The sequence below is a fragment of the Shewanella sp. ECSMB14101 genome, from assembly GCF_000773485.1.
Lineage (GTDB): Bacteria > Pseudomonadota > Gammaproteobacteria > Enterobacterales > Shewanellaceae > Shewanella > Shewanella marisflavi.
On the sequence record NZ_JSFF01000014.1, the window covers coordinates 17,448 to 38,921 of the forward strand.

The 21,474-nt window shown below is 48.9% G+C and carries 19 protein-coding genes; 12 read left to right on the plus strand and 7 right to left on the minus strand.

Annotated features, from left to right (window positions below; all coding sequences use genetic code 11):
- Nucleotides 1-157 precede the first annotated feature (157 nt).
- The 8 genes from apbC to NY07_RS11735 all read left to right on the plus strand — a co-directional run bounded on the left by apbC (nucleotide 158) and on the right by NY07_RS11735 (nucleotide 6,727).
- Nucleotides 158-1,270 (plus strand): iron-sulfur cluster carrier protein ApbC, encoded by a 1,113-nt coding sequence (gene apbC, locus NY07_RS11700; RefSeq protein ID WP_033539544.1) that lies wholly within the window; start codon nucleotides 158-160, stop codon nucleotides 1,268-1,270.
- Between the two features lie 11 nt (nucleotides 1,271-1,281).
- Nucleotides 1,282-1,917, plus strand: a complete 636-nt coding sequence (gene udk / locus NY07_RS11705) for a uridine kinase (protein ID WP_033539545.1) — start codon at nucleotides 1,282-1,284, stop codon at nucleotides 1,915-1,917.
- A 250-nt stretch (nucleotides 1,918-2,167) separates the two neighbouring features.
- A complete protein-coding gene (gene pabC, locus NY07_RS11710) occupies nucleotides 2,168-3,001 on the plus strand; it encodes an aminodeoxychorismate lyase (protein WP_033539546.1) in 834 nt (277 codons plus the stop codon).
- Nucleotides 2,998-4,005, plus strand: coding sequence for an endolytic transglycosylase MltG (gene mltG / locus NY07_RS11715; protein ID WP_033539547.1), 1,008 nt, complete (start codon nucleotides 2,998-3,000; stop codon nucleotides 4,003-4,005). Before pabC ends, mltG begins: the two co-directional genes overlap by 4 nt.
- Nucleotides 4,002-4,631, plus strand: coding sequence for a dTMP kinase (gene tmk / locus NY07_RS11720; RefSeq protein WP_033539548.1), 630 nt, complete (start codon nucleotides 4,002-4,004; stop codon nucleotides 4,629-4,631). The genes mltG and tmk overlap by 4 nt, the downstream gene beginning before the upstream one ends.
- Entirely contained in the window at nucleotides 4,631-5,566 is a 936-nt protein-coding gene (holB, locus tag NY07_RS11725; protein WP_033539549.1) for a DNA polymerase III subunit delta', read from the plus strand. Before tmk ends, holB begins: the two co-directional genes overlap by 1 nt.
- Before the next feature lie 6 nt (nucleotides 5,567-5,572).
- Nucleotides 5,573-5,899: a PilZ domain-containing protein gene (locus NY07_RS11730; RefSeq protein ID WP_033539550.1), complete on the plus strand. Its 327-nt coding sequence runs from the start codon at nucleotides 5,573-5,575 to the stop codon at nucleotides 5,897-5,899.
- Between the two features lie 45 nt (nucleotides 5,900-5,944).
- Nucleotides 5,945-6,727 carry a TatD family hydrolase gene (locus NY07_RS11735; RefSeq protein WP_033539551.1) on the plus strand — a complete coding sequence of 261 codons (783 nt, stop codon included), beginning with the start codon at nucleotides 5,945-5,947 and terminating at the stop codon, nucleotides 6,725-6,727.
- A 298-nt stretch (nucleotides 6,728-7,025) separates the two neighbouring features.
- Here NY07_RS11735 and rsmF read toward each other — a convergent pair whose 3' ends face one another.
- Nucleotides 7,026-8,477 (minus strand): 16S rRNA (cytosine(1407)-C(5))-methyltransferase RsmF, encoded by a 1,452-nt coding sequence (gene rsmF / locus NY07_RS11740; protein ID WP_033539552.1) that lies wholly within the window; start codon nucleotides 8,475-8,477, stop codon nucleotides 7,026-7,028.
- Nucleotides 8,478-8,565: 88 nt separating this feature from the next.
- Between rsmF and NY07_RS11745 the strand changes: the two genes are divergently transcribed.
- Nucleotides 8,566-9,792 (plus strand): nucleoside recognition domain-containing protein, encoded by a 1,227-nt coding sequence (locus NY07_RS11745; RefSeq protein ID WP_033539553.1) that lies wholly within the window; start codon nucleotides 8,566-8,568, stop codon nucleotides 9,790-9,792.
- Nucleotides 9,793-9,807: 15 nt separating this feature from the next.
- Here NY07_RS11745 and NY07_RS11750 read toward each other — a convergent pair whose 3' ends face one another.
- Together NY07_RS11750 and NY07_RS11755 are read right to left on the minus strand one after the other, a co-directional pair.
- Nucleotides 9,808-10,707: a hypothetical protein gene (locus tag NY07_RS11750; RefSeq protein ID WP_033539554.1), complete on the minus strand. Its 900-nt coding sequence runs from the start codon at nucleotides 10,705-10,707 to the stop codon at nucleotides 9,808-9,810.
- Nucleotides 10,708-10,926: 219 nt separating this feature from the next.
- Complete coding sequence (locus NY07_RS11755; RefSeq protein ID WP_033539555.1) at nucleotides 10,927-11,298, minus strand: diacylglycerol kinase; 372 nt, start codon at nucleotides 11,296-11,298, stop codon at nucleotides 10,927-10,929.
- 183 nt (nucleotides 11,299-11,481) lie between these two features.
- On the opposite strand from NY07_RS11755, the gene NY07_RS11760 reads away from it, so the two are divergent.
- The gene (locus NY07_RS11760) at nucleotides 11,482-12,387 is read left to right on the plus strand and encodes a DNA ligase (protein ID WP_235363921.1); all 906 of its coding nucleotides are present in this window, start codon (nucleotides 11,482-11,484) and stop codon (nucleotides 12,385-12,387) included.
- 15 nt (nucleotides 12,388-12,402) lie between these two features.
- Entirely contained in the window at nucleotides 12,403-12,867 is a 465-nt protein-coding gene (locus tag NY07_RS11765) for a low molecular weight protein-tyrosine-phosphatase (RefSeq protein WP_033539556.1), read from the plus strand.
- Nucleotides 12,868-12,957: 90 nt separating this feature from the next.
- On the opposite strand, the gene ylqF is transcribed toward NY07_RS11765, so the two are convergent.
- Both ylqF and NY07_RS11775 read right to left on the minus strand, forming a co-directional pair.
- Nucleotides 12,958-13,899, minus strand: a complete 942-nt coding sequence (gene ylqF, locus NY07_RS11770) for a ribosome biogenesis GTPase YlqF (RefSeq protein ID WP_033539557.1) — start codon at nucleotides 13,897-13,899, stop codon at nucleotides 12,958-12,960.
- 107 nt (nucleotides 13,900-14,006) lie between these two features.
- Nucleotides 14,007-14,846 carry an isopenicillin N synthase family dioxygenase gene (locus tag NY07_RS11775; protein ID WP_033539558.1) on the minus strand — a complete coding sequence of 280 codons (840 nt, stop codon included), beginning with the start codon at nucleotides 14,844-14,846 and terminating at the stop codon, nucleotides 14,007-14,009.
- A gap of 306 nt (nucleotides 14,847-15,152) precedes the next feature.
- On the opposite strand from NY07_RS11775, the gene NY07_RS11780 reads away from it, so the two are divergent.
- Nucleotides 15,153-16,070 carry a bifunctional methionine sulfoxide reductase B/A protein gene (locus NY07_RS11780; RefSeq protein ID WP_033539559.1) on the plus strand — a complete coding sequence of 306 codons (918 nt, stop codon included), beginning with the start codon at nucleotides 15,153-15,155 and terminating at the stop codon, nucleotides 16,068-16,070.
- 47 nt (nucleotides 16,071-16,117) lie between these two features.
- Here NY07_RS11780 and NY07_RS11785 read toward each other — a convergent pair whose 3' ends face one another.
- The gene (locus tag NY07_RS11785; protein WP_033539560.1) at nucleotides 16,118-17,677 is read right to left on the minus strand and encodes a SulP family inorganic anion transporter; all 1,560 of its coding nucleotides are present in this window, start codon (nucleotides 17,675-17,677) and stop codon (nucleotides 16,118-16,120) included.
- Between the two features lie 126 nt (nucleotides 17,678-17,803).
- Nucleotides 17,804-21,259, minus strand: a complete 3,456-nt coding sequence (gene rne, locus NY07_RS11790) for a ribonuclease E (RefSeq protein WP_033539561.1) — start codon at nucleotides 21,257-21,259, stop codon at nucleotides 17,804-17,806.
- Between the last annotated feature and the right edge of the window lie 215 nt (nucleotides 21,260-21,474).

A 21,474-nucleotide genomic window follows, 5' to 3' on the forward strand; every position in this document is an offset into this window, starting at 1 on the left:
TGTCTCTAAATCAGTAAGTGCCCAAAAAGAATGGCATAGATACTAACCGATCATCGCTAAAGTTTCATCAAAAGCTGCTTTAAGTGAATTAAATCTATCCGAATATGAGGAGTTTTTCTGATACACTTATTCAAATTTATTTTCGGAGGTAGTCGTTTTGTCTTCAGCGTCTCAGAATTATCATCTTAGTGATGATCTGCTTGGTCCGGTTTTGGCGATTTTAGATGCCCATCAAGATCCCTATTTAATGCAAGGTTTGGTGAGCGCAGGTTGTGTGACCAAGCTAGATATCGAAGGCAAGCGATTGCAACTTGGGCTTTGTTATCCTTATCCCTGTCAGAGCCAGTATCGCGACACCGTTATGGCAATCACCAATAAGTTAGCAGTGCTTGATGCCATCGATGAAGTGGAATGTGAAATCGATTTTCAACCTGCCGTTATCTCTTCTGGCGCCGTTGAACCCTTACCAAACGTCAAGCAGGTGATCGCCGTAGCTTCTGGTAAAGGCGGCGTGGGGAAATCAACCACTTCGGTGAACCTGGCGTTGGCGCTCGCAGCCGAAGGTGCCAAGGTGGGTATACTCGATGCCGATATTTATGGTCCCTCAATTCCTTTAATGCTTGGTGTGCCCAACTTTAACCCAGTTTCGCCTGACGGCAAGATGATGACGGCTGCCGAGGCCCATGGCATCGCTGCACAGTCAATTGGTTTTATCGTCAGTGGTGATGAAGCTGCCGTGTGGCGCGGCCCTATGGCGGCGGGCGCCTTAGCACAGCTCCTCAACGAGACCTTGTGGCCAGAACTGGATTACTTGGTGATCGACATGCCACCTGGGACAGGTGATATTCAGCTCACCTTATCGCAAAAGGTGCCTGTGAGCGGTGCAGTCGTGGTGACTACGCCGCAGGATATCGCCCTGGCAGATGCCAAGAAGGGGATAAGCATGTTCCAAAAGGTGAATATACCTGTGCTGGGCATAGTGGAAAATATGAGCTTCCATATTTGTAGTGATTGTGGTCATAAGGAACACCTCTTCGGCGAAGATGGCGGTCTTAAGATGGCTGAGCGCTATAATGTACCGTTGCTGGGCCAATTGCCGCTGCAACTCAATATTCGTGAGGATGTGGATAAAGGTGTACCGACTGTGGTCGCCGACGGTGAGAGCCAAGTGGCCTTGCTGTATAAGGAGATTGCCAGAAAAGTCGGGGCACAACTTGCCCTGAGCCAGACACAGAGTGTCGTATCTATTTCAATTTCAGATGATGAGTAAGGTTTAAAAGCATGAATTCGCAATGTGTCATAATTGGTATCGCTGGGGCATCGGCGTCGGGTAAGAGTCTAATCGCGAAGACTATCTATGAGGAGTTATGTCGTGATTTGGGCACTGACCAGATAGGTGTGATTGCCGAAGATGCTTATTATAAAGATCAGAGTCATCTGTCGATGGATCAGCGAGTATTGACCAATTATGATCACCCCAAGGCACTGGATCATCAACTCTTGTGCGAGCACCTTAGCGCACTGAAGAACGGTCAGGCGGTGGAAATTCCTCAGTATAGCTACACAGAACATACACGTTTGGCTGAGACAGTCACTATGACCCCGAAGAAGGTGATTATTCTTGAAGGGATCTTGCTGCTAACCGATCCAAATCTGCGTGAGAAGATGGATGCCAGCGTGTTTATGGATACGCCTCTGGATATCTGTTTTATGCGCCGCTTGACGCGTGATGTGGCAGAGCGTGGCCGCACCATGGAGTCAGTCATGCAGCAGTATACTCAGACTGTGCGTCCTATGTTCCTGCAGTTTATTGATCCTTCTAAACAATACGCTGACATTATTGTGCCTCGCGGTGGTAAAAACCGCATTGCGACCGATATATTAAAAGCTAGAATTCAACATCTTTTAGCAAAATAGATTAGGTATTTTGGGAGTTCGGCTGGGATGCGTTTAACTGATTTAGACATTGAAACATGTTTAGACCACGGCAATATTGTGATCGCGCCGCGTCTGGGTGCTGATACCCTAAGTGGCGTTAGTGGCGATGTTAAATTAAGTGATCAGTTCTGCGTATTTCAAGGCCATAGGGCTCCTTATATCGAGCTTAGTGTTCCCAATACAACGCTCTGCAAGAAGCCCTTGCTAGTCGGATCAGCCAGGACAACTAATGTCTGACGCGATTTGGATTAACGGTCAGCGAAACACTAGCGTGTCGGCGCTCGACAGAGGCCTCGCCTATGGCGACGGCCTTTTTGCTACCATGCGTTGCCAAGGTGGTGAGATAGCCTTCCTAGAAAACCATCTACTGCGATTAGCACAAGGCGCGAAGCGCTTGGGGATCCCCTGGCAAGCGACTCAGGCATTGCGCAGTCAACTGGCAGAAGCTTGTGCGCAGGGCGATACCCAGTATTCAAACGATTTTTGTCTTAAGCTACTCATTAGCAGAGGCGTCGGTGGACGAGGTTACATGCCACCACAAAGCCCGCAGCTAACAGAGGTCATATCGCTTCATGAGATCCCTGCTCATTATCGCCAGTGGCAAGAAACAGGCATCAGACTGCAAACCAGTCAGGTGCGTCTGGCCAAGCAGGCGCTGCTGGCCGGCATCAAACACTTAAATCGACTCGAGCAAGTGTTGATCAGGGCTCAGGCGCTCGCCGAAGGCTTTGATGATTGGCTGGTTTGCGACACTGATACAGGTATTGTTGAAGCGTCTATGGCAAACCTCTTTTTTATTCAAGGACAAACACTGGTAACGCCGAGCCTGCATTTTTCTGGTGTGGCGGGAGTGATGCGTGAGCAGTTGATACTCTGGTTTGTCGCTGCCGGTTTTAATGTTGAGGCGCGTCAGGTGTTGCCCAGTGAACTCGCGAAATTTGACCATGTCCTGGCCAGTAATAGCTTGTTTGGGGCCGTTGGCATTACCCAAATAGATAACCATTCATTTAGCCTAAGCCCGCTGCTGGCAAACATTAGGCAAGAATTAAAACTAACGTTATGAGAAAACTGATTATTGGTGTGCTTGCAACACTCTTCACCCTGCTATGTGTGAGTGCGGTAGGTTTATATTGGGTTTATCAAAGTGTGGTGAGTTATAGCCAGACGCCCCTTAAGCTTCAACAGCCTATGGAATTTGAAGTTGCTCGCGGTACCTCTTTTTCGCAGATGGCTTTGGCATTGGAGCAAACCGGTGCCATAGATGAGCTTTGGAAGCTTAAGGTGTTGGTCAAGCTACATCCTGAGCTTGCCAAGATCCGCAGTGGTTTGTATCAAATTACCCCGAATGAGAGCATTATCGAGTTGCTTGAGAAGCTCAATCAGGGACGTGGGATGGTGTTTTCAGTTACCCTTATCGAAGGTCAAAGTATCAAAGAGTGGCGAGCACTTCTGAAGCAGTTGCCTCGCATTCAGTGGCAGGAGGAGCCTTTCCTGCGAGTGCTGCGAAATAATGGTGATGAGTCCAACTTGCCCGAAGGTAAGTTTTACCCAGATACCTATCATTATGGCGCCGGTGATTCTGTGTTGGTGATTTTGCAGCAGAGTTACCAAAAGATGCAGCAGGAACTCGATAAGGCCTGGCAACAGCGGGATAAAAGCATCCCGTTAAAAAGTCCTTATGAGCTGCTTATCATGGCCTCTATTATTGAGAAAGAGACAGGCAAGGCCAGTGAACGCCCGTGGATCTCGGCGGTATTTACCAATAGGTTGCGTAAGGGGATGCGTTTGCAGACCGATCCAACCGTGATCTATGGGATGGGTGATCGATATCAAGGTAACATCACACGCAAAGATCTGCGGGAGCAAACGCCATTCAATACTTATCGTATTAATGGTTTGACGCCAACTCCCATAGCTGCCCCAAGCACTGCATCCTTAATGGCGGCGGCGCAACCAGCTGATGTTGATTACCTCTATTTCGTGTCGAAGAATGACGGCAGCCATATCTTTTCTAAAACATTAAACGAGCACAACCGTGCTGTAGATAAATACCAGAGAAATCGATGAAGCAAAGCAGCGCGAAATTTATTGTTATTGAGGGCTTGGAAGGGGCAGGTAAATCCAGTGCCATCGCCTTGGTCAGAGACTTTATTGAAAAGCATAACGGTGAGGCGCCCGTTTGCACTCGTGAACCGGGTGGAACGCCGTTAGCCGAGCGCATTCGTGACTTGGTTAAAATTGCCGATCCGAATGACCCTTTGTGTGACGAGTCAGAGTGTTTACTCATCTATGCCGCTAGGGCTCAACTGGTTGCCAATGTGATCAAGCCTGCATTAGCAAAGGGCCGTTGGGTACTAGGTGATCGCCATAACCTTTCCTCTTTAGCTTACCAAGGTGGCGGTCGTCAATTGATGCCTTTGGTTGAGGCCGTGAGCCAGGCGACCCTAAAGGGGTTTAAACCCGATCTCACCTTATACTTGGATATCGACCCAAAGCTTGGGCTGCAAAGAGCAAGGGATCGTGGCGCGTTAGATAGAATTGAGCAGCAGGCCCTGAGCTTTTTCGAGCGTGCCAGGTCGACCTATCTGAAAATTGCTAACGAGGACGAGTCTATCGTGGTGATCGATGCAAGTCAGACGATGGCTGAAGTGCATAAAGAGATCTTAGCTGTGCTACAGCGCCAAGATTGGTAATGATGAAACAGGAAGGGACTATGCTGCTGCCTTGGTTAACAGAGCCTACCGCATCTTTTTGTCATCAGCTGATGACGGGGCAGCAAGGGCATGCCTACCTGTTGGGGATTCACCAAGGCTACGGTGGCATGGAGCTGGCGCAGACATTAGCCCAAGCAGCTCTTTGCACGGCGACAACGACCACAGGAGGTTGCGGGGTCTGCAAGAGCTGTCAGTTATTTGCTGCGGGTAATCATCCGGATTTTTATCATCTCGAGGCCGATGGTAATCAGATCAAGGTCGATCAAGTACGTGAACTGTGTCAGAAACTGACGGCAACCGCTCAGCAGGGCGGGATGCGGGTGGCAGTACTGAAAAACTGTGAACGCCTCAACACGGCGGCGGCCAATGCCTTGTTGAAAACTTTGGAAGAGCCAGGAAAGCAAACATTGCTACTGCTCCAGAGTGATACCCCCAGCCGTTTGATGGCTACCATAAGTAGCCGCTGTCAGCGCTTACATTGCCAGTTGCCTAGCAGGCAAGAGGTACAGACTTGGCTTAACGAGCAGTTTAGCCTGGAGCGCGATGTCACCTGGTGCTTGCCTGTGGTCGGCGGACCTGTCGAACTGTTAAGTACTTTAAAAGATGAGCGTTATGAGACCTTGGTTAGCCTTAGAAAAGCCTGGATACAAAGTTTGTCGTCTGGACACCTGTGTGCTAACTTAACTAATATAAATGAAAAGCAAGTTTCTGATGCACTTAAAGTTTTGTATGTTGTTCTACGACAAAAACTGGTCAAGCAGAAAAATGCTGATGCGCTAATTAACATTAAGATAACAAAATTTGCAGCCGAGGTGATGGAGACGTATCATAGCTTGAGTATGATGCCCAATGTGAATTTTATGGCCGTTTTTCAGGCGTTTATCTTAGAGTATCAGTCGCTAACAACAAGTTAAAATAATATGGTCGATCTCGTGGTTAATTTTGATACATTACATCAGCTATATAGAGCTTACATGCCCTTTATCCAGCCGGCGGGCTTATTTGTGGCTACAACTGAGAGCCATTATTTAGGGCAGGAGTTAACCATTGCCTATCAACTGCCTGGTTCTACCGTTCGTCATGAGTTTCAAGGCTTGGTTGTTTGGATCAATCCGCTGGGCGCCTCGGGCGGTCGACCAGCAGGCATAGGGGTGAAGATCGTTACCGATGCCTCTACCCATAAACATCATATCGAAAACCTACTTTCTCGCGAACTCGCTTCAGGCGATTTGACCTGCACTATGTAGATAGCTATCCTTTGCCTCCTTTTAGTAGTGACTTAGGATTTTTGCGTGCTTATCGATTCCCATTGCCATCTTGATCGTCTAAAGGCGGCGCCAGATCAGGACTCATTGAAAAATATACTTGCCCAGGCTAAGGCCAGAGGTGTGGAGTACTTTTTGTGCGTCAATGTTCGTCAGCAAGGTTTTGCGGCCATGCAGGCGAAAATGGCAGAGTTTGAGCAGGTGTTCTTGTCGGCTGGCGTACATCCGCTTGATGTACAGGAGGGGCTTGATACGGCGCAGTTACATGCTTACCTCAAAGATCCTAAAGTGGTCGCCATCGGTGAAACAGGATTAGATTATTACTACTCTGGTGAGACCAAGGCGTTGCAACAAACTTGCTTTGAGCAGCAGATCGCCTTGGCGGTAGAGGTTGATAAGCCGCTTATCGTTCATACCCGTGATGCGCGCGAAGATACCATTGCCATGTTAAAAGCGGGCCAGGCCGACAAAGTCGGTGGAGTGCTGCACTGCTTTACCGAAAATTGGGAGATGGCGAAGGCCGCTATCGATCTCGGCTTTTATATCTCAGTATCTGGCATTGTCACCTTTAAAAATGCAGGGGAATTGCGCTCCGTTATCCGTAAGGTACCTAAAGACAGACTCCTGGTGGAGACTGATGCGCCTTATCTTGCACCCGTTCCCCATCGCGGTGAAGAGAATCAACCTGCATTTGTACGTGACGTGGCCGAGTTCGTGGCCGAACTGCGTGGCGAGAAGTATGAAGAACTTGCTCAATATACCGGTGACAACTTCTTTAGGCTGTTTAAAGACGCAGCTAAGCTGGTCTAGGCTGGTGAAAGGTTAGGGCTTTAAATATTGCCGCCTGTATTGCCTCTATATAATAGCCTCTAGATATTTGAGACAAAAAAAGACCCAAAACTATTCCAATTGTTCTGGGTCTAGGGGAATGGCTCTTTGCAGAGCCGTGCGCTACTGTTTGAGATTGCCTCGAATTTGTCTCAGGCTTTTAGTGTAGTCAAACTCAGCCTCACTGCCGGGCTACCCTTGGTAAATATTCAGTCAAATTGTAACAAAATGTTTTTAACTGGTAATTGAGGCGTCCGCAGAAGGATCGTCTTAATTCGATCTACTTGGATATCGGCTCAACTTCACTCATTTCAGGATGGCAGATTTTATCTCGCACCAGATCCCGCGGCAGGCTATTTTTGAGTTTATTTCCCAAATGTTTTACCAGGCCTAAATGGGCCCCATGGTAGCTAACCAACTGCTCACCTTGAGGTTTCTCTTTATTGGCTAAAGTAATGTCACGTCCCATTAGGTATTGAATCGCCTGAACTTCGTCCAGCGGGATCCCTTGCGTATTATTGGCCAGCGCCATCAAGGCTTCATGGCGGGGCTTAAAGCCTTTCTTTAATGCATCGGCCAGTTTGAGGCCAATGCGCTGAAAACGTATCTTGCCGATGAGCGGTTGAATATTGTAGGGGAACAACCAAAATTCATCGTCTCTTTGCATTATCTCGCCCCGCGTAGTGAGATCGATCCCAAAGCTAGTGTCAAAATAGTCGCACAGCGCCTGACTCGTTTTCTTGCCCGCAGACGCGAAGGGAAAATTCTTCTGTCTGCGAGGCTCCTCATCAGCGCGAGGAACTGTGGACAACTTGGAAATCTTGGCGATAAAGAAGCCTTCGCTGTCAAAGATCTGTGGCCAGACATGCAAAAAGCCCTCGTCGGTACAGGCCTTTTCGGCGCCGGGAAATAGTGCTGCAAGGGATTCAAATTGCACAGCCTCACCGTATTTTGCTTTGAGGTGTAGGCACACATCTTGGTTTTCACGTCGGTTTAGGGTACAGGTTGAATAGACCAAAGTGCCGCCAGGTTTTAACGCCAAAAACGCCGACTCGATAAGGTCGCGCTGGACCGCAGCGATGGTTTCAATCTCATCTTCGTCCCAGTGTTTGAGTGCGTCGGGATCTTTACGTACTGTGCCTTCGCCGCCGCAGGGGGCATCGAGCAATATGTCATCGAATGTCTCATAAAGGTACTGACCAAATACTCTGGCATCGAAGTGTGTTAGCGCTATATTGCTGGCGCCCATACGCAACATATTGGCATGCAGTACCTTCACGCGGCTGGAGGAGTATTCATTGGCGACCAGTAAGCCTTGATTAGCCATCATGGCGGCCAGCTGAGTGGTTTTTGAGCCAGGGGCAGAGGCCATATCGAGTACAGTCAGGGACGCTGCATCCTCTATAGGCTGGGGAAAGAGAGCCGTAGGCGGCAGCATAGAGCTGGCCTCCTGAATATAAAATAGCCCTTGAATGTGCTCTATGGTGTTGCCTAACTGCACCGACTCATCGACCTTTACCCAAAATCCGTCAACACACCAAGGCACCGGCTCGAATAGCCAGCCTTTGGCACTCATCAGCGTGATGAAGTCTGAAGTTGCTATTTTGAGAGTGTTAACCCTGATAGAAGGGCGAAGGGGCTTGGCACAGTAGCTGATAAACTCATCCATCGAGAGATGATCCGGCATATCTTTAGCTATGCTATTGATAAATTTTTGATTTAGTTGAACCATAGGAAGCAGAAAAGAAATATTGTTATTCGGCAGTATACCACATCCATTATTGCGCCTTGAGTAAAGCTTTGGGTGAAAGGAGTCCCGGGTGTTAAATCGTGTTTGGTTTGCCTTTTTTGTCGTCGCCTTAGTGGCGATCGTCATTAGCCTGTTTCAAGGCCAATGGCAGATATTGTCTGCTGTGGTCGATGCCCTATTTGCCAGTGCCAAGTTGGCCGCCGAAATTGCCTTGGGGTTGATTGGCGTCTTGTCTTTGTGGATGGGGTTAATGCGTGTCGGTGAAAAAGCAGGTGTAGTCGGTGTTTTTGCACTGCTATTTGAGCCCTTGCTAAGTCGCCTGATGCCAGAGGTGCCAAGAGGGCATCCCGCTTTTGGCAGTGTGACAATGAATCTGACTGCCAATGTACTCGGACTGGACAACGCTGCAACACCTTTAGGGCTTAAGGCGATGCATGACTTGCAAACGCTCAATCCGGTGAAGAGTGTGGCCACCAACGCACAGATCCTTTTTCTGGTGCTCAATACTTCCTCGGTGACCTTAGTTCCCGTGACGGTATTCCTCTACCGCGCCCAGCAAGGTGCCGAGGCGCCGGCGGATATCTTTCTACCTATCTTGTTGGCGACGACGGCTTCGACCCTGGTTGGTGTATTGGTCGTGGCGCTGTATCAAAGGATATCGTTATTTAATAGCGTCATACTCGGGTATGGCGCCCTGCTGTTGGCTGCAATGTCGGCCTTGGTTTTCTACCTTGGCACCTTGACTGTGACTGCTATCGGCGAATTTTCAACAACGATGGGCAATGGCATCTTAGTGCTACTGATTTTTAGTTTTATCTTGGTCGCAGGGCTACGCAAGGTGGCGGTCTATGATGAATTTGTGAGTGGCGCCAAAGAGGGGTTTACCCAGGCAGTACAGCTGATTCCCTATCTGTTAGCCATGTTGCTGGCGATTGCATTACTGCGCGCCTCAGGGGCTCTCGATTATCTGCTTGGGGTGATAGCAGCACTGGTTAACTTATTAGGTGGCGATACCCGCTTTATCGATGCCTTGCCGACAGCGCTGATGAAGCCCTTTAGCGGCTCTGGCGCGCGGGCTATGATGCTGGAAACCATGCAGTATCATGGGGTAGATTCGTTTTCCGGACGTTTGGCGGCGGTCCTACAGGGGAGTACTGAGACCACTTTTTATGTGCTAGCCGTCTATTTTGGCGCCGTGGGGATACGTAATGGCCGCCACGCGTTAGTGTGTGGGCTTAGCGCAGACTTTGCAGGGATCTGCGCCGCCATCTGGGTCTGTTATCAGTTTTATGGTTAAGTAATAGGCTGGTGATTAGAAGCGGTAGCTGACCGACAACATAGGGCCAATAAAGCTGTAATAAAGGTTGTAGTCGGCGACATTCAGCTCATCTGAGCCATTACGCTTAAAATCGACATCGACCTTGTAGTAGTTAAAGGAGGCTGACATATGCCAGTTCTTAGTGATTTCGGCTTCGACACCTGCACGAATATCCACCAAGCTTCCCTTGATATCATCGAGTTTGATGTAGAAATATTGGGCGTGGGCATTAAATTTAAAGCCTGGGCTAAACTCATAGTCGCCATACAGGCCTACATCAGGCAGCGGGGCCGTTACCTCTTCATCGACAAATCTTGGGGTGGCCGTTTGTGCGCATTGCTGTAGGGTCTCACCCTTGGCGCAGACACCGATGTCGCCATCAAACGCCGTCTTGATAAACATGGTGTGCAAGCCAAGTGTCATTCCCAGGTTAAAGTTATTGCCTTGGTAAAAGTTATAAGCATAACCTAGACGCGCAATATCTATATTGAGGGTGGTTTCTAACCTGGCACCAGACTGAATATCATAAACCTGATCGTCTAAGGTGACCTGAAAGGGCACAGTGAGTTTCTGTACCTCTGCTTTACGGTGCAGCTGTTTCCAATCGACATAGATACTGTGGCGAGAATTAAAGTGATAGCTTGCCTCAAAAAACGGCAGAAATTGCGACTCTTCTAAGTCTAAGTCTTCTTCGAAATCGAGTTTGAAATTATTACCCAGAAGCGGGTTGGTAACATCCATGCTGGAGTTAGAGTTGGAGTAGAAGCCGCCGACTTTTAGCATGACTTCGCTGGGTTCTACTGGTTTCGATACCGAATATGAGCTGTCAGTCCCTGCAGCGAATACCGAAGAGCTTATTAGACCTAAGCTTAATATGGCGACCGATTTAACCACTAACTACAACCTCTATCAACTAATAATTATAATAAGTTATTGATTTTTTTAGTAAGACTTTTTTGCACGTAAATCATTCTAGCAGGATATTTTTAATTGTGAATGATTTGTATCAAAAAATGTCAAGGTAGCAGCGTTTTTGTTGAATATGAGAGTTAGGTTAAGTTTATTCTCTTCGCCTCAAAATAGGTGCCAGAGGCGAAGAGAACGGAGCAGAATTTAAAATATTAATGGCCAAATAATGAGTAGCCAGGTGAGCCCGCAAAGAACCAATGCGATAAACACGGCTGCGGAGGCGATATCTTTTGCTTGACCGCTGAGGGGGTGGATCTCAGGGCCGATACGATCTACAACCGCCTCTATGGCTGAATTAAGCAGTTCGACAATTAAGACAATCATCAGTGTCATGATGAGAAGAATACGCTCAACCACAGTCACGTCGAGTAAGAAGGCAACCGGCAACATGAAGGCGACCAAGATTAATTCCTGTCGAAAAGCAGCCTCTGATTGCCATGCGAGTTTAAGGCCCTGGATAGAGAAACCTGTTGCCCTAAAGATGCGTTTGATGCCGTGGTTATTTTCCGGTTTCATAGGTGTCCATTCGTTACTATTGTTTTATTGGGTCCGTTTGTGGCGCAAATTGTGCTGTGTGAGGGGCCCTGTCTCAAAGTGGGCGCTAGTATAACACTCTCATAACCAGCAAAACATCAGCCTAAAAGGCTTTACGCTAAACTTAATCTTTGTCTTATTATCCATTTGCTCACGGAGGAGCTTATGCATTTCACTACTTATTATCTCAGTCGCTATCTTTGTCCTTGGTGGTTAACCTTAACGATGCTGATGACGAGCATTTCAGCTTGGTCAGTAGCAGATAATCTAGATGATAGCGTTGGCTCGACCGTAACAGCCTCTCAATCTGGCTTGCAATTGGCCGGTAGCAAGGAAGCTAGCCATCCGTTGTATGAGTATCTGGTTAGTGAAAAGTTCGATGGTGTGAGAGGTCGCTGGGATGGCGCTAGAATGTGGACACGCTCAGGGCACCCTATTAAATTACCTATTTGGTTTACTCAAGGTTTTCCTAACGAGCCACTCGATGGTGAACTTTGGATTAAGCGCCAAGGCTTTGAAGAGATCTCGGCCTTGGTACGAGATTCGGATGCCAATCCAGAGCGGTGGCGCGACGTCAAGTTTATGGTATTTGACTACCCGGCTATCCTATTACCCTTTAGCGAACGCTACGCCGAGGCCCTAAAGCGTTATTCTGAGCTGTCAGAGTTCCTTGAGGTTATCAAACAGAGTCGCATCGAGAGTCAAGAAGCGTTGAATCGAGCCCTGGCAGAGCTTGTCGCCCAAGGTGGTGAAGGTTTGATGCTGCATCATGAAAGTGCCCGTTACCGTGCTGGACGAAATGGCGATCTGGTTAAAGTTAAATCTTATCAAGATGCGGAGGCAAAGGTGCTCGCTCATCTGCCAGGCAAAGGTAAGTACCAAGGCATGATGGGGGCGCTGTTGGTTGAAACCAGTAAAGGGATTCGTTTTAAAATCGGTAGCGGCTTTAGTGATGCCCAGCGCCGCCAGCCGCCAGCCATTGGCAGTACCGTTACCTACAAGTATTATGGCTATACCAGTAAGGGCGTGCCGAGATTTGCCAGTTTTTTGCGCATTAGAGAGCCGCTATAGAGTAAAAGGAAAATTATGTCTTCAGTTAGCTCAGTACTCTTTGTCTGTTTGGGTAATATTTGTCGGTCGCCAACGGCCGAGGCGGTTTTCAGGGGATTACTTGCTAAACGTGGTCTCACTTTGGTTTGTGATTCGGCGGGCACCTCGGCCTATCATGAGGGGGAAGGGCCTGATAGGCGAGCACGTCTGGCGGGTGAGCGTCGAGGGTTAGATTTTAGCGGTATTAAGGCGAGGGGCGTGGTGGATGAAGATTTTGAACGTTTTGATCTGATATTAGCGGCAGATAAGGCTAATCTGCGTGAGTTAAGAGGGCGCTGTCCGGCTCAGCATCAGTCTAAGCTGGCATTAATGCTCTTTTTTTTAGGCGAGGGGGAGCGTGAAGTACCAGATCCTTATTATGGTGGTGATGAGGGATTTGAGCAGGTGCTTGATCTCCTCGAGGCCAGCTGTGAGCAGCTATTGCTTCGTATTGCACCTTAATTTGAATGGCGATGAGCCCTTTCATGGCTCATCGCAATCTCATGGTATCGTCGCTCTCATTTGTCATTGTCGAGCGAAAACAGACACAGATTAATCGTTGTGGCGCACTCCTGAGCGCTTTAATCGTTCAGCCTCTAGCTTGGCTTGCTTCTCGGCTTCTTTTTCGGCCAGGATTCGTGCTACTTCTGCCTTCTCGGCTTCGGCCATCTCAGGGGTTTCCAGTGACAACTGGCCTATTTTACCCGAGCGGAATTCGTGTAGTAGCAGTTCAGAGGCCTTGTGCAGATCGATTCTGCCGCCGGGTCTGAGAGCGCCGCGCTTACGTCCAATGGCTTCCAGCAAGCCTATGTCGTCCTTGGGTAGCTCTTTCAGCTTATAACGCTCCAGCATCGCCTCTGGATAGGCTTGTAAGAAGTACTCGGCGGCAAACATGGCTACATCTTCATATTCCATTGCCGTATCTTTAATGGCACCTGTCACCGCCAGACGATAACCACTGGCTTCGTTATCTACTTTGGGCCAGAGTATGCCGGGCGTATCAGAGAGCACGATGCCATTTTTCAGGTTTATGCGCTGCTGCGTTTTAGTGACAGCGGGCTCATTACCTGTCTTGGCAATCACTCTTCCCGCCAAGGTATTGATAATCGTTGACTTACCTACGTTGGGAATGCCCATTATCATGGTGCGAATATCTTTCTCGACGGTGTCACGATTGGGAACCAACTTACGGCATAATTCAGGTACTTTGCGTACTTGAGCTGCTTGTAAGGTGGTGATGGCCATAGCCTTAACCCCTTGTTCCTGTTCAAGGTAGTCAATCCATCGCTGGGTGATGGCCGGATCGGCAAGATCTGATTTATTGAGTAGCTTGATACAGGGTCTATCACCACGCAAACTGGTGACCATAGGGTTTTCGCTGCTGTAGGGAATACGGGCATCGAGCACCTCGATCACCAAGTCGACCTGAGGCATGACCTCTGCAATCTCTTTGCGTGCCTTGTGCATATGACCCGGAAACCACTGAATTGCCATCTTTGTACTCTATTTCTTGAAAATTTGGGGAGGGATTTTACCTTGATATGGCTTAAAAATCATAAATAAAAAGCGCCAACAGGCGCTTTTTATCATAGTGTATGTCGTCAAATAACGCCTAATTCGCGTAAACGCTCCATCAGGTAGCTATCGGCGGTGTAGCGCTCGGAAAGCACGACTTCTGGCTTAGGGTGGAGAAAGAGGGGCAGCGAGATCCGCGAACGTGTCTTATCGGCACCTTGAGGGTTGACCACTCTGTGGGTCGTCGACGGGAAGTAGCCGCGGGATGCTTCTTGTAACATATCGCCAATATTGATGATCAGGTTGCCGAAATCACTCGGTACATCCAACCACTCACCGGATTTGGTTTGCACTTGAAGACCAGGCTCGTTAGCTGCAGGTAGCACGGTGAGCAGATTGATATCTTCATGGGCAGCAGCGCGAATCGCGCCTAGCTCTTCATCTCCCGACATGGGGGGATAGTGCAAAATACGCAGCAAGGTCTTATGACTGTTCTCTATCATCTTTGGCAGCGCCATAGAGTAGTGGGCCGCAACTTCGGCAGGGGTGTGCTCTTCAACCCAACCTAATAACTCTTCCGCCAGGGCATTGGCTTCTTGGTAATAGCGCAGGATGTTCCCCTTGAGTGATTCTGGAATACGTCCCCAGGGATAGACGTGGTAGTACTCTTTAATATCTTTAACTGTATGGCCTTTGGCGGTTTCTGATACCTCGGCTGGAAAGAAGCCGTCATGGGTTTCGGCTTTAAACAGATAGTCTTGTTTCTCATTGCTGTTGAAGAAGGCTTGCCACTCTTCATAGATCTTATCGACTAAATTTTTGTCGATTGGGTGGTTGGTGAGTACGCCAAATCCAGTTTCGCGTAAGGACTCGACGAATCGCTTGGCACTGTCTTGGGCGCGGTAGTCTATTGTTTCTAATTTCATATTTTGTTTTCTTGTTATTGAACCCCGCAGAAAGTGTACCGCCGCGATCCTTTCAGGGCAATCGGGCGTGACTAAAATCACATTTATATTGTTTGATTAAGGAAATGAATGAGTTTTTGGAGTGCCATTTCAATACTACAATCAGCCATTAGCTACTAAACAGCTGAAAAAAGATTATAATACTGAAATAACCTAGTAAAATAGTGGGTCTTTATCTGCTGTTGTCTCTTTTATTATGTGATATGAAAGCGGTCTAGCCGCGTCAGTGGTAGTAATAGAAGTATGGAAGAGTAAGAGTATTTAACTATGCGCAAACTAACTGAATTTGAAAGGCATGTTATTGAAGATAAGGGCACTGAGCGGCCCTTTAGTGGTGAATACAATCAGCACGATGCGCCTGGTGTATACCATTGTAAGCGCTGCGATGCACCGCTTTACCTGTCTGAGCACAAGTTTAATGCGCATTGTGGCTGGCCAGCCTTTGATGATGAGATCCCAGGCGCAGTGAAACGGGTTCCGGATGCCGATGGACATCGCACTGAAATAGTGTGCCACCAGTGCGGTGGGCACCTTGGACATCTGTTTGAAGGGGAGTATTTGACAGAAAAAAATCTTCGACACTGTGTAAATTCAGTCTCCATGGTGTTTAAGGGGGAGTCAAGGTCTCAGGCGGCCGACAGCCATATACAGTGGGCGACATTGGCGGGAGGCTGTTTCTGGTGTTTGGAGGCTATTTTTGCTCAGCTAAGAGGGGTTATCTCGGTAAAGTCGGGTTACGCAGGTGGTGACGCTACAACGGCTAACTATCGTGAAGTTTGCGGCGGTGATACAGGGCATGCGGAGGTGGTGCAGATAGAGTTTGATAGCCACATCATCAGCTTTGAAGAGTTGCTAGAGGTATTCTGGCAAAGTCATGATCCCACCACGCTTAATCGACAGGGTAATGACGTGGGAACCCAATATCGTTCGGCGATATTTGCCCATAATGATGTGCAGATAAAGATAGCGACTCAGATGATCAAGCAGCTCGCCGATGCCAATGTCTTCGATAAGCCAATCGTGACTGAGCTGGTAGCGTTAGATACTTTCTATCCTGCCGAGAATTATCATGACGCCTACTTTGAGCGTAATAGTGAACAGCCCTACTGTCAGATGGTGGTTAAGCCTAAGGTCGAGAAGGTGAAGGCCTTGTTTAAACAGCGGCTAAAATCCGGCACGGTATAAGAAAGCAAAAAGGCGCAATCTGCGCCTTTTTGCTTAAGTGGATTTGCTTAAGAGTCTAACTTGTCGTCGGCCACCTTATAATGTGGATCTTCGATTAAGTTAACCTCTACCAGATCGCCAGCCTTGTGGAGTAACTGCTTACAGTCATAGCTGAGGTGACGAAGGTGTAGACGCTTGCCAGAGCTGACATAACGCTCTGCCAGGGTGTCTATGGCTTCTAACGCCGAGTGATCACATACCCGAGAATTTTGGAAATCGACAATCACATCTTCAGGATCTGTCTTGGCGTGAAACAGCTCTAAAAACTCGGCAACAGAGCCAAAGAAGAGCGGGCCATTAAGCTTATAGACTTTCCAGCCGTTAGCGTCTTCGCTGACATCGACATTGATATGTTTAGCGTGCTCCCAAGCAAATACTAGGGCCGAGACGATCACCCCGACAAATACAGCAAAGGCAAGGTCAGTAAATACGGTTACAACCGTTACCAGAACAATCACGAAGGCGTCATGTTTAGGTACTTTACGCATTACCTTAAAGCTGGCCCATTCAAAGGTGCCTAATACCACCATGAACATCACACCAACCAGCGCCGCTAGCGGGATCATCTCAATCAGTGCCGAGCCAAACAGGATAAAGGCGAGTAGCGCGATGGCTGCTGTGATGCCTGACAGGCGACCTCGGCCACCAGAGTTGATGTTGATCATTGACTGACCAATCATGGCACAGCCCCCCATGGCTCCAAAGAAACCACTGGTGATATTACCTATTCCCTGGCCGACACACTCCTTATTGCCTTTACCTCGGGTACTGGTCATTTCGTCGATCACCGTTAGGGTTAACAGCGACTCGATTAGGCCCACAGCAGCCAGAACAAAGGAGTAGGGTAGAATGATGTAGAGGGTTTCCAAACTGAATGGAATAGCCGGAATCGAGAAGCTTGGTAGACTCCCTGCGATGGTGGCATCCTCTTCTCCCGTCATGGATTTTAAGAAATCCAATACATTTCGGGTATCGAGTTCGAAGTAGACTACGATGGCCGTTACGGTAAGAATTGCCGCCAGGGATGAGGGAAATGCCGTGGTTAGCTTAGGTAGAAAGTGGATAATGGCCATGGTTAATGCCACTAGCCCTAACATCAGCAATAACTGGTCCTGTGGTAGCCAAGTTAATACGCCGTTGGCATCGGGAACTTTAAACTGCCCCAGCTGGGCGAGAAAGATCACGATCGCCAAGCCGTTAACGAAGCCTATCATGACAGGATAGGGCACAATACGGATAAACTTTCCTAGTTTTAGCAGGCCACAGGCGACCTGTATGAGGCCTGCCAACACCACAGCGGCAAAGAGATACTGCACGCCATGTTCGGCAACCAGAGCCACCATAACCACAGCCATAGCACCCGTCGCGCCGGAGATCATGCCGGGCCGGCCGCCAATTAGCGCCGTCACCAGTCCCATGATGAAGGCTGCATATAGGCCTACCATAGGTTCAACACCCGCAACGAATGCAAATGCTACAGCTTCGGGAACCAGTGCCAAGGCAACCGTGAGTCCGGATAACAAGTCAGCCCTGTGACTGGCAGTTTTGTGACGAATAAGATCGAACATTTAGCCTCTGTTATTAGTTTGTTAGTTGAATGATTATCGGCCGCGCATACTAGCAAAATAGTTGCGCCAATAAAATAAAAAGCCATGCGATAGTGCATGGCTTTTTTAGTTGAGGCTAATTATACCCTAGGGACGAGCCATTTCCGAATTTGCGCTGTTGGCGCGCTTGGTTGTCTCAGCCGCTGCCTCCTTCGCCGTTTGCTCATATTGGCGACCCGATGGGATCTCTACATGGGCTTTGGCTTCGACTTCAGGTTTGGTCATAGTCGAACTCACCATAGCACCAAAACGGCTAGTGGTTCTTGCTGCAACCTTATCTTCCGCTTTTGGCGATGGCGTACTCGCTTCAACCGCGGAGGCTGGTTTTACAGCAACCTTAACTTGAGGCGCTTGTACCTGAGCTGGCTTAGCCATTGGTGCTGAGGCCACTTGTGTTGCTGCAACCTTCACACTCTCAACTTTAGTCACGACTGGTTCAGCCTCTGACTGTGCTGGCTCATTAACTGCACTTTGTGCTGCAGTCTCAACCACAACCTCTGTTTCAACAACTTTGGCTGCGACGTCAACTGATGGAGTTTCAACTTGCGCAGGCTTTTGCTCTTGTTTCGAGGTTTCTGCCGGTGCAACTTCAACTGCTTGCGCTTCAGTAGCCACTGGCTCACTTATTGGCGCTTGTTCAGCTTGGCTTTCGTTGACTTCTTCAACTGTGCTGGTCAAGTCTAGTTCTACCTGAACTTCCTCTTTCAGGCTAGCCTGAGCCTCCTCAGCTAGTGGCAGATTTTGTTGCGTGTTATCTGCCTCAGTTTCTTCTGCAACGGCTTTTGCTTTAGGTGCGCGGCGTTTAGGTTTGGCCTTTACTTCCTCTTTAGCAGCTTCGCCTTTTTCGTTGACGACATCAGCGTCTTGCGCTTCTGGTTGATTGGCAACACTCTCTTGAGTGAGCTTCTCTTGTACTGTGTCATCGACATGGTTACCAGTTTCTGTTGCTTCCTGCTCAACTGAGAGGATTGGCGCGGTTTCCACATCATTTGGAATAAACGCAGGTTCGACATTTTGATTGGCTTCACCGTTGCTTTCTTCATCACGACGACGGCGTTGGCCCGCGGCGCGGAGATGACGAGGGCTGCGGCGACTACGACGCTGTCCTTCACGAGGCTCGCGCTTAGATTCAGTATCACCTTCTTGGCCTGAAGCCTCGGTGGTTTCCTCTTCAGATGCGGTGGCCTCTGCGGGTTCAGCTTTTACAACATCAGCTTTTGCAGTATCGGCTTGGGCTTCAACGTCAGCGACCTGTTTTTCAACTTGAGGTGCTGCTGTTTCTGTCTGCTCTTCGCCTTCGACTGGGTTAGTCAGCGCTTCATCTTCAGTCTTAACTTTTTCCTGCTTTGGCTTGCTCTTACGTGGCTGACGCTTTTGACGTTGTGGTTTATCATCCGTCTTGGCTGCATCGGCTTCAACCTGAACTGGCTTCTCGTTTGCCTGCTCGGCAACCTCGAGAGCTAATGCGGCCTCATCGGCTTTTTGCTGCTCAGTTTGTACACGGACCTTACGGCGCATGTTACGGCGTTGACGACGTTCGCGAGCGGCTTCCTGCTTAGGTTGCTGCTCTTGACTTTCAGTCTCCTTGGCTTGGCTTTGCGGCTTCTCATCACGCTTTTGGCGTTTATCATTGCGGCCCTTAGCGGCGCGACTATCGTCATCAGGCTTGGCGCTGCGGCTACGCTTGTTGTTGTTGTTGTCGCTTTCTTTGGTCTCTCTGCTCTCATCGCGGCTCTTACGTGGGTCGTTGCGACGGTTGTTACGACGACTGTTACGGTTTTGCGCGTTGCGACGAGGCTGTTCTTTCTTGCTCTCTTCCTTCGGCTGTTCTTGCTCGCTGCTAAATAGTTTACCAATAGCGGTAAATAGCTTGGCGATGAGGCCAGGTTCTGCAGGAGTTTTAGCCACTTCCTTCACAGGAGCAGGCTTTTCGCTGACAGGGGCAGCCTTAGCGGGTGCTGAGAAACCTTTTAGTGCTGGCTCAGGAGAGGCGGCGCGTTCAAGCTTACGGGGTTCGTAAAGCTTAGATTCTGGCTTCTCCAGTAACTTGTAGCTAGATTCGCTAATTTGATCATCTTTACGATGACGTGTCACACGATAGTCAGGCGTAGTCATGTTTGGATCTGGGATCACATAGACTTCGACATTGTGGCGCTGCTCTGTGATGCGAATAGCCTTGCGCTTTTCGTTAAGCAGGAAGGCGGCTACATCGACAGGTACAACAGCTTCGATTTGAGAGGTGTTCTCTTTAATCGCTTCTTCTTCCATCAGACGCAGAATAGAAAGCGCTAGAGATTCTGTACCACGAATCGTACCTTGGCCGTGACAGCGAGGGCAGAGGTGCGCGGCAGACTCTTCAAGCGATGGGCGCAGACGTTGACGAGACATCTCCATCAGACCAAAGCGAGAGATACGGCCTAATTGAACGCGAGCTCTGTCGTGATGTACGGCATCGCGCATTCTGTTTTCCACTTCGCGCTGGTGTCTGACGGGTGTCATATCGATAAAGTCGATAACCACCAGACCGCCTAAGTCACGCAGACGCAACTGACGGGCAATTTCGTCAGCCGCTTCAAGGTTGGTGTTGAGTGCCGTCTCTTCGATGTCACCGCCTTTAGTTGCGCGGGCAGAGTTGATATCGATAGAGGTTAGAGCCTCAGTAGGATCGATCACAATAGAGCCACCCGATGGCAGGCGTACTTCACGTTGGAAGGCTGACTCGATCTGGGTTTCAATCTGGAAATGGGTAAAGAGAGGCACTTCTGCTTCATAGCGCTTGATACGATCAACGAAGTCAGGACGAACGAGAGCCACGTGTTGTTTGGCTTGTTCGTAGATACGTTGGTGGTCGATCAACACTTCGCCTACATCGCGACGTAAGTAGTCACGGATGGCGCGTACGATAACATTACTTTCCTGATGGATCAGGAAAGGTGCTGGACGGTTTTGCGCTGCCTCTTCGATGGCGGCCCAGTGGTGCTGAAGCACCTTAAGATCCCATTTTAGCTCAGCTGCGTCTTTGCCTACACCGGCGGTGCGAACGATAAGCCCCATGCCTTGTGGCACTTCAAGCTCAGACATAGCCGCTTTGAGTTCGGTACGCTCATCACCTTCGATACGGCGTGATATCCCGCCAGCACGAGGGTTGTTAGGCATCAATACTAGGTATGAACCTGCCAGGCTGATGAAGGTGGTAAGGGCCGCGCCCTTGTTGCCACGCTCTTCTTTATCAATCTGAACAATGACTTCCTGACCTTCTTTAATGACTTCTTTAATGTTAGGACGGCCTTGGAAGGAGTAGCCTTTGGGGAAGTATTCGCGTGCAATCTCTTTGAGGGGAAGGAAACCGTGGCGCTCTGCACCATAGTCAACGAAAGCCGCTTCGAGTGAAGGTTCTACGCGGGTAATTTTACCTTTGTAAATATTGGCTTTTTTCTGCTCGTGACCTGGACTTTCGATGTCTAGATCGTACAGTTGTTGCCCATCAACTAGGGCAACGCGCAACTCTTCAGATTGAGTCGCATTAATTAACATCCGTTTCATGATGACGTATTTCTTCTTAAAATAAGGTCATCAAACCAAGCTTTTTCGATGCATTACGGGCCCAGAATTGACGAGCAAAGCCTCACGGCTTGGGTCTGGGCAAAGGTGCGCAATCTTTGTAAGACGCAATCGCTGCGTGTCGCATCCTATTTATGGCTTATTTTTTAAAATCGCTAAAAACAAGGAATTCGTTGTAAAACGTCAACCAACCCCAT

Coding starts and splice junctions, on each gene's coding strand:
- NY07_RS11780 (WP_033539559.1), top strand. CDS start 15,153: ATGCGCAAACTAACTGAATTTGAAAGGCATGTTATTGAAGATAAGGGC.
- NY07_RS11730 (WP_033539550.1), top strand. CDS start 5,573: ATGGTCGATCTCGTGGTTAATTTTGATACATTACATCAGCTATATAGA.
- udk (WP_033539545.1), top strand. CDS start 1,282: ATGAATTCGCAATGTGTCATAATTGGTATCGCTGGGGCATCGGCGTCG.
- tmk (WP_033539548.1), top strand. CDS start 4,002: ATGAAGCAAAGCAGCGCGAAATTTATTGTTATTGAGGGCTTGGAAGGG.
- holB (WP_033539549.1), top strand. CDS start 4,631: ATGATGAAACAGGAAGGGACTATGCTGCTGCCTTGGTTAACAGAGCCT.
- NY07_RS11755 (WP_033539555.1), bottom strand. CDS start 11,298: ATGAAACCGGAAAATAACCACGGCATCAAACGCATCTTTAGGGCAACA.
- mltG (WP_033539547.1), top strand. CDS start 2,998: ATGAGAAAACTGATTATTGGTGTGCTTGCAACACTCTTCACCCTGCTA.
- NY07_RS11775 (WP_033539558.1), bottom strand. CDS start 14,846: ATGAAATTAGAAACAATAGACTACCGCGCCCAAGACAGTGCCAAGCGA.
- pabC (WP_033539546.1), top strand. CDS start 2,168: ATGTCTGACGCGATTTGGATTAACGGTCAGCGAAACACTAGCGTGTCG.
- rsmF (WP_033539552.1), bottom strand. CDS start 8,477: ATGGTTCAACTAAATCAAAAATTTATCAATAGCATAGCTAAAGATATG.
- rne (WP_033539561.1), bottom strand. CDS start 21,259: ATGAAACGGATGTTAATTAATGCGACTCAATCTGAAGAGTTGCGCGTT.
- NY07_RS11760 (WP_235363921.1), top strand. CDS start 11,482: ATGCATTTCACTACTTATTATCTCAGTCGCTATCTTTGTCCTTGGTGG.
- ylqF (WP_033539557.1), bottom strand. CDS start 13,899: ATGGCAATTCAGTGGTTTCCGGGTCATATGCACAAGGCACGCAAAGAG.
- NY07_RS11785 (WP_033539560.1), bottom strand. CDS start 17,677: ATGTTCGATCTTATTCGTCACAAAACTGCCAGTCACAGGGCTGACTTG.
- NY07_RS11765 (WP_033539556.1), top strand. CDS start 12,403: ATGTCTTCAGTTAGCTCAGTACTCTTTGTCTGTTTGGGTAATATTTGT.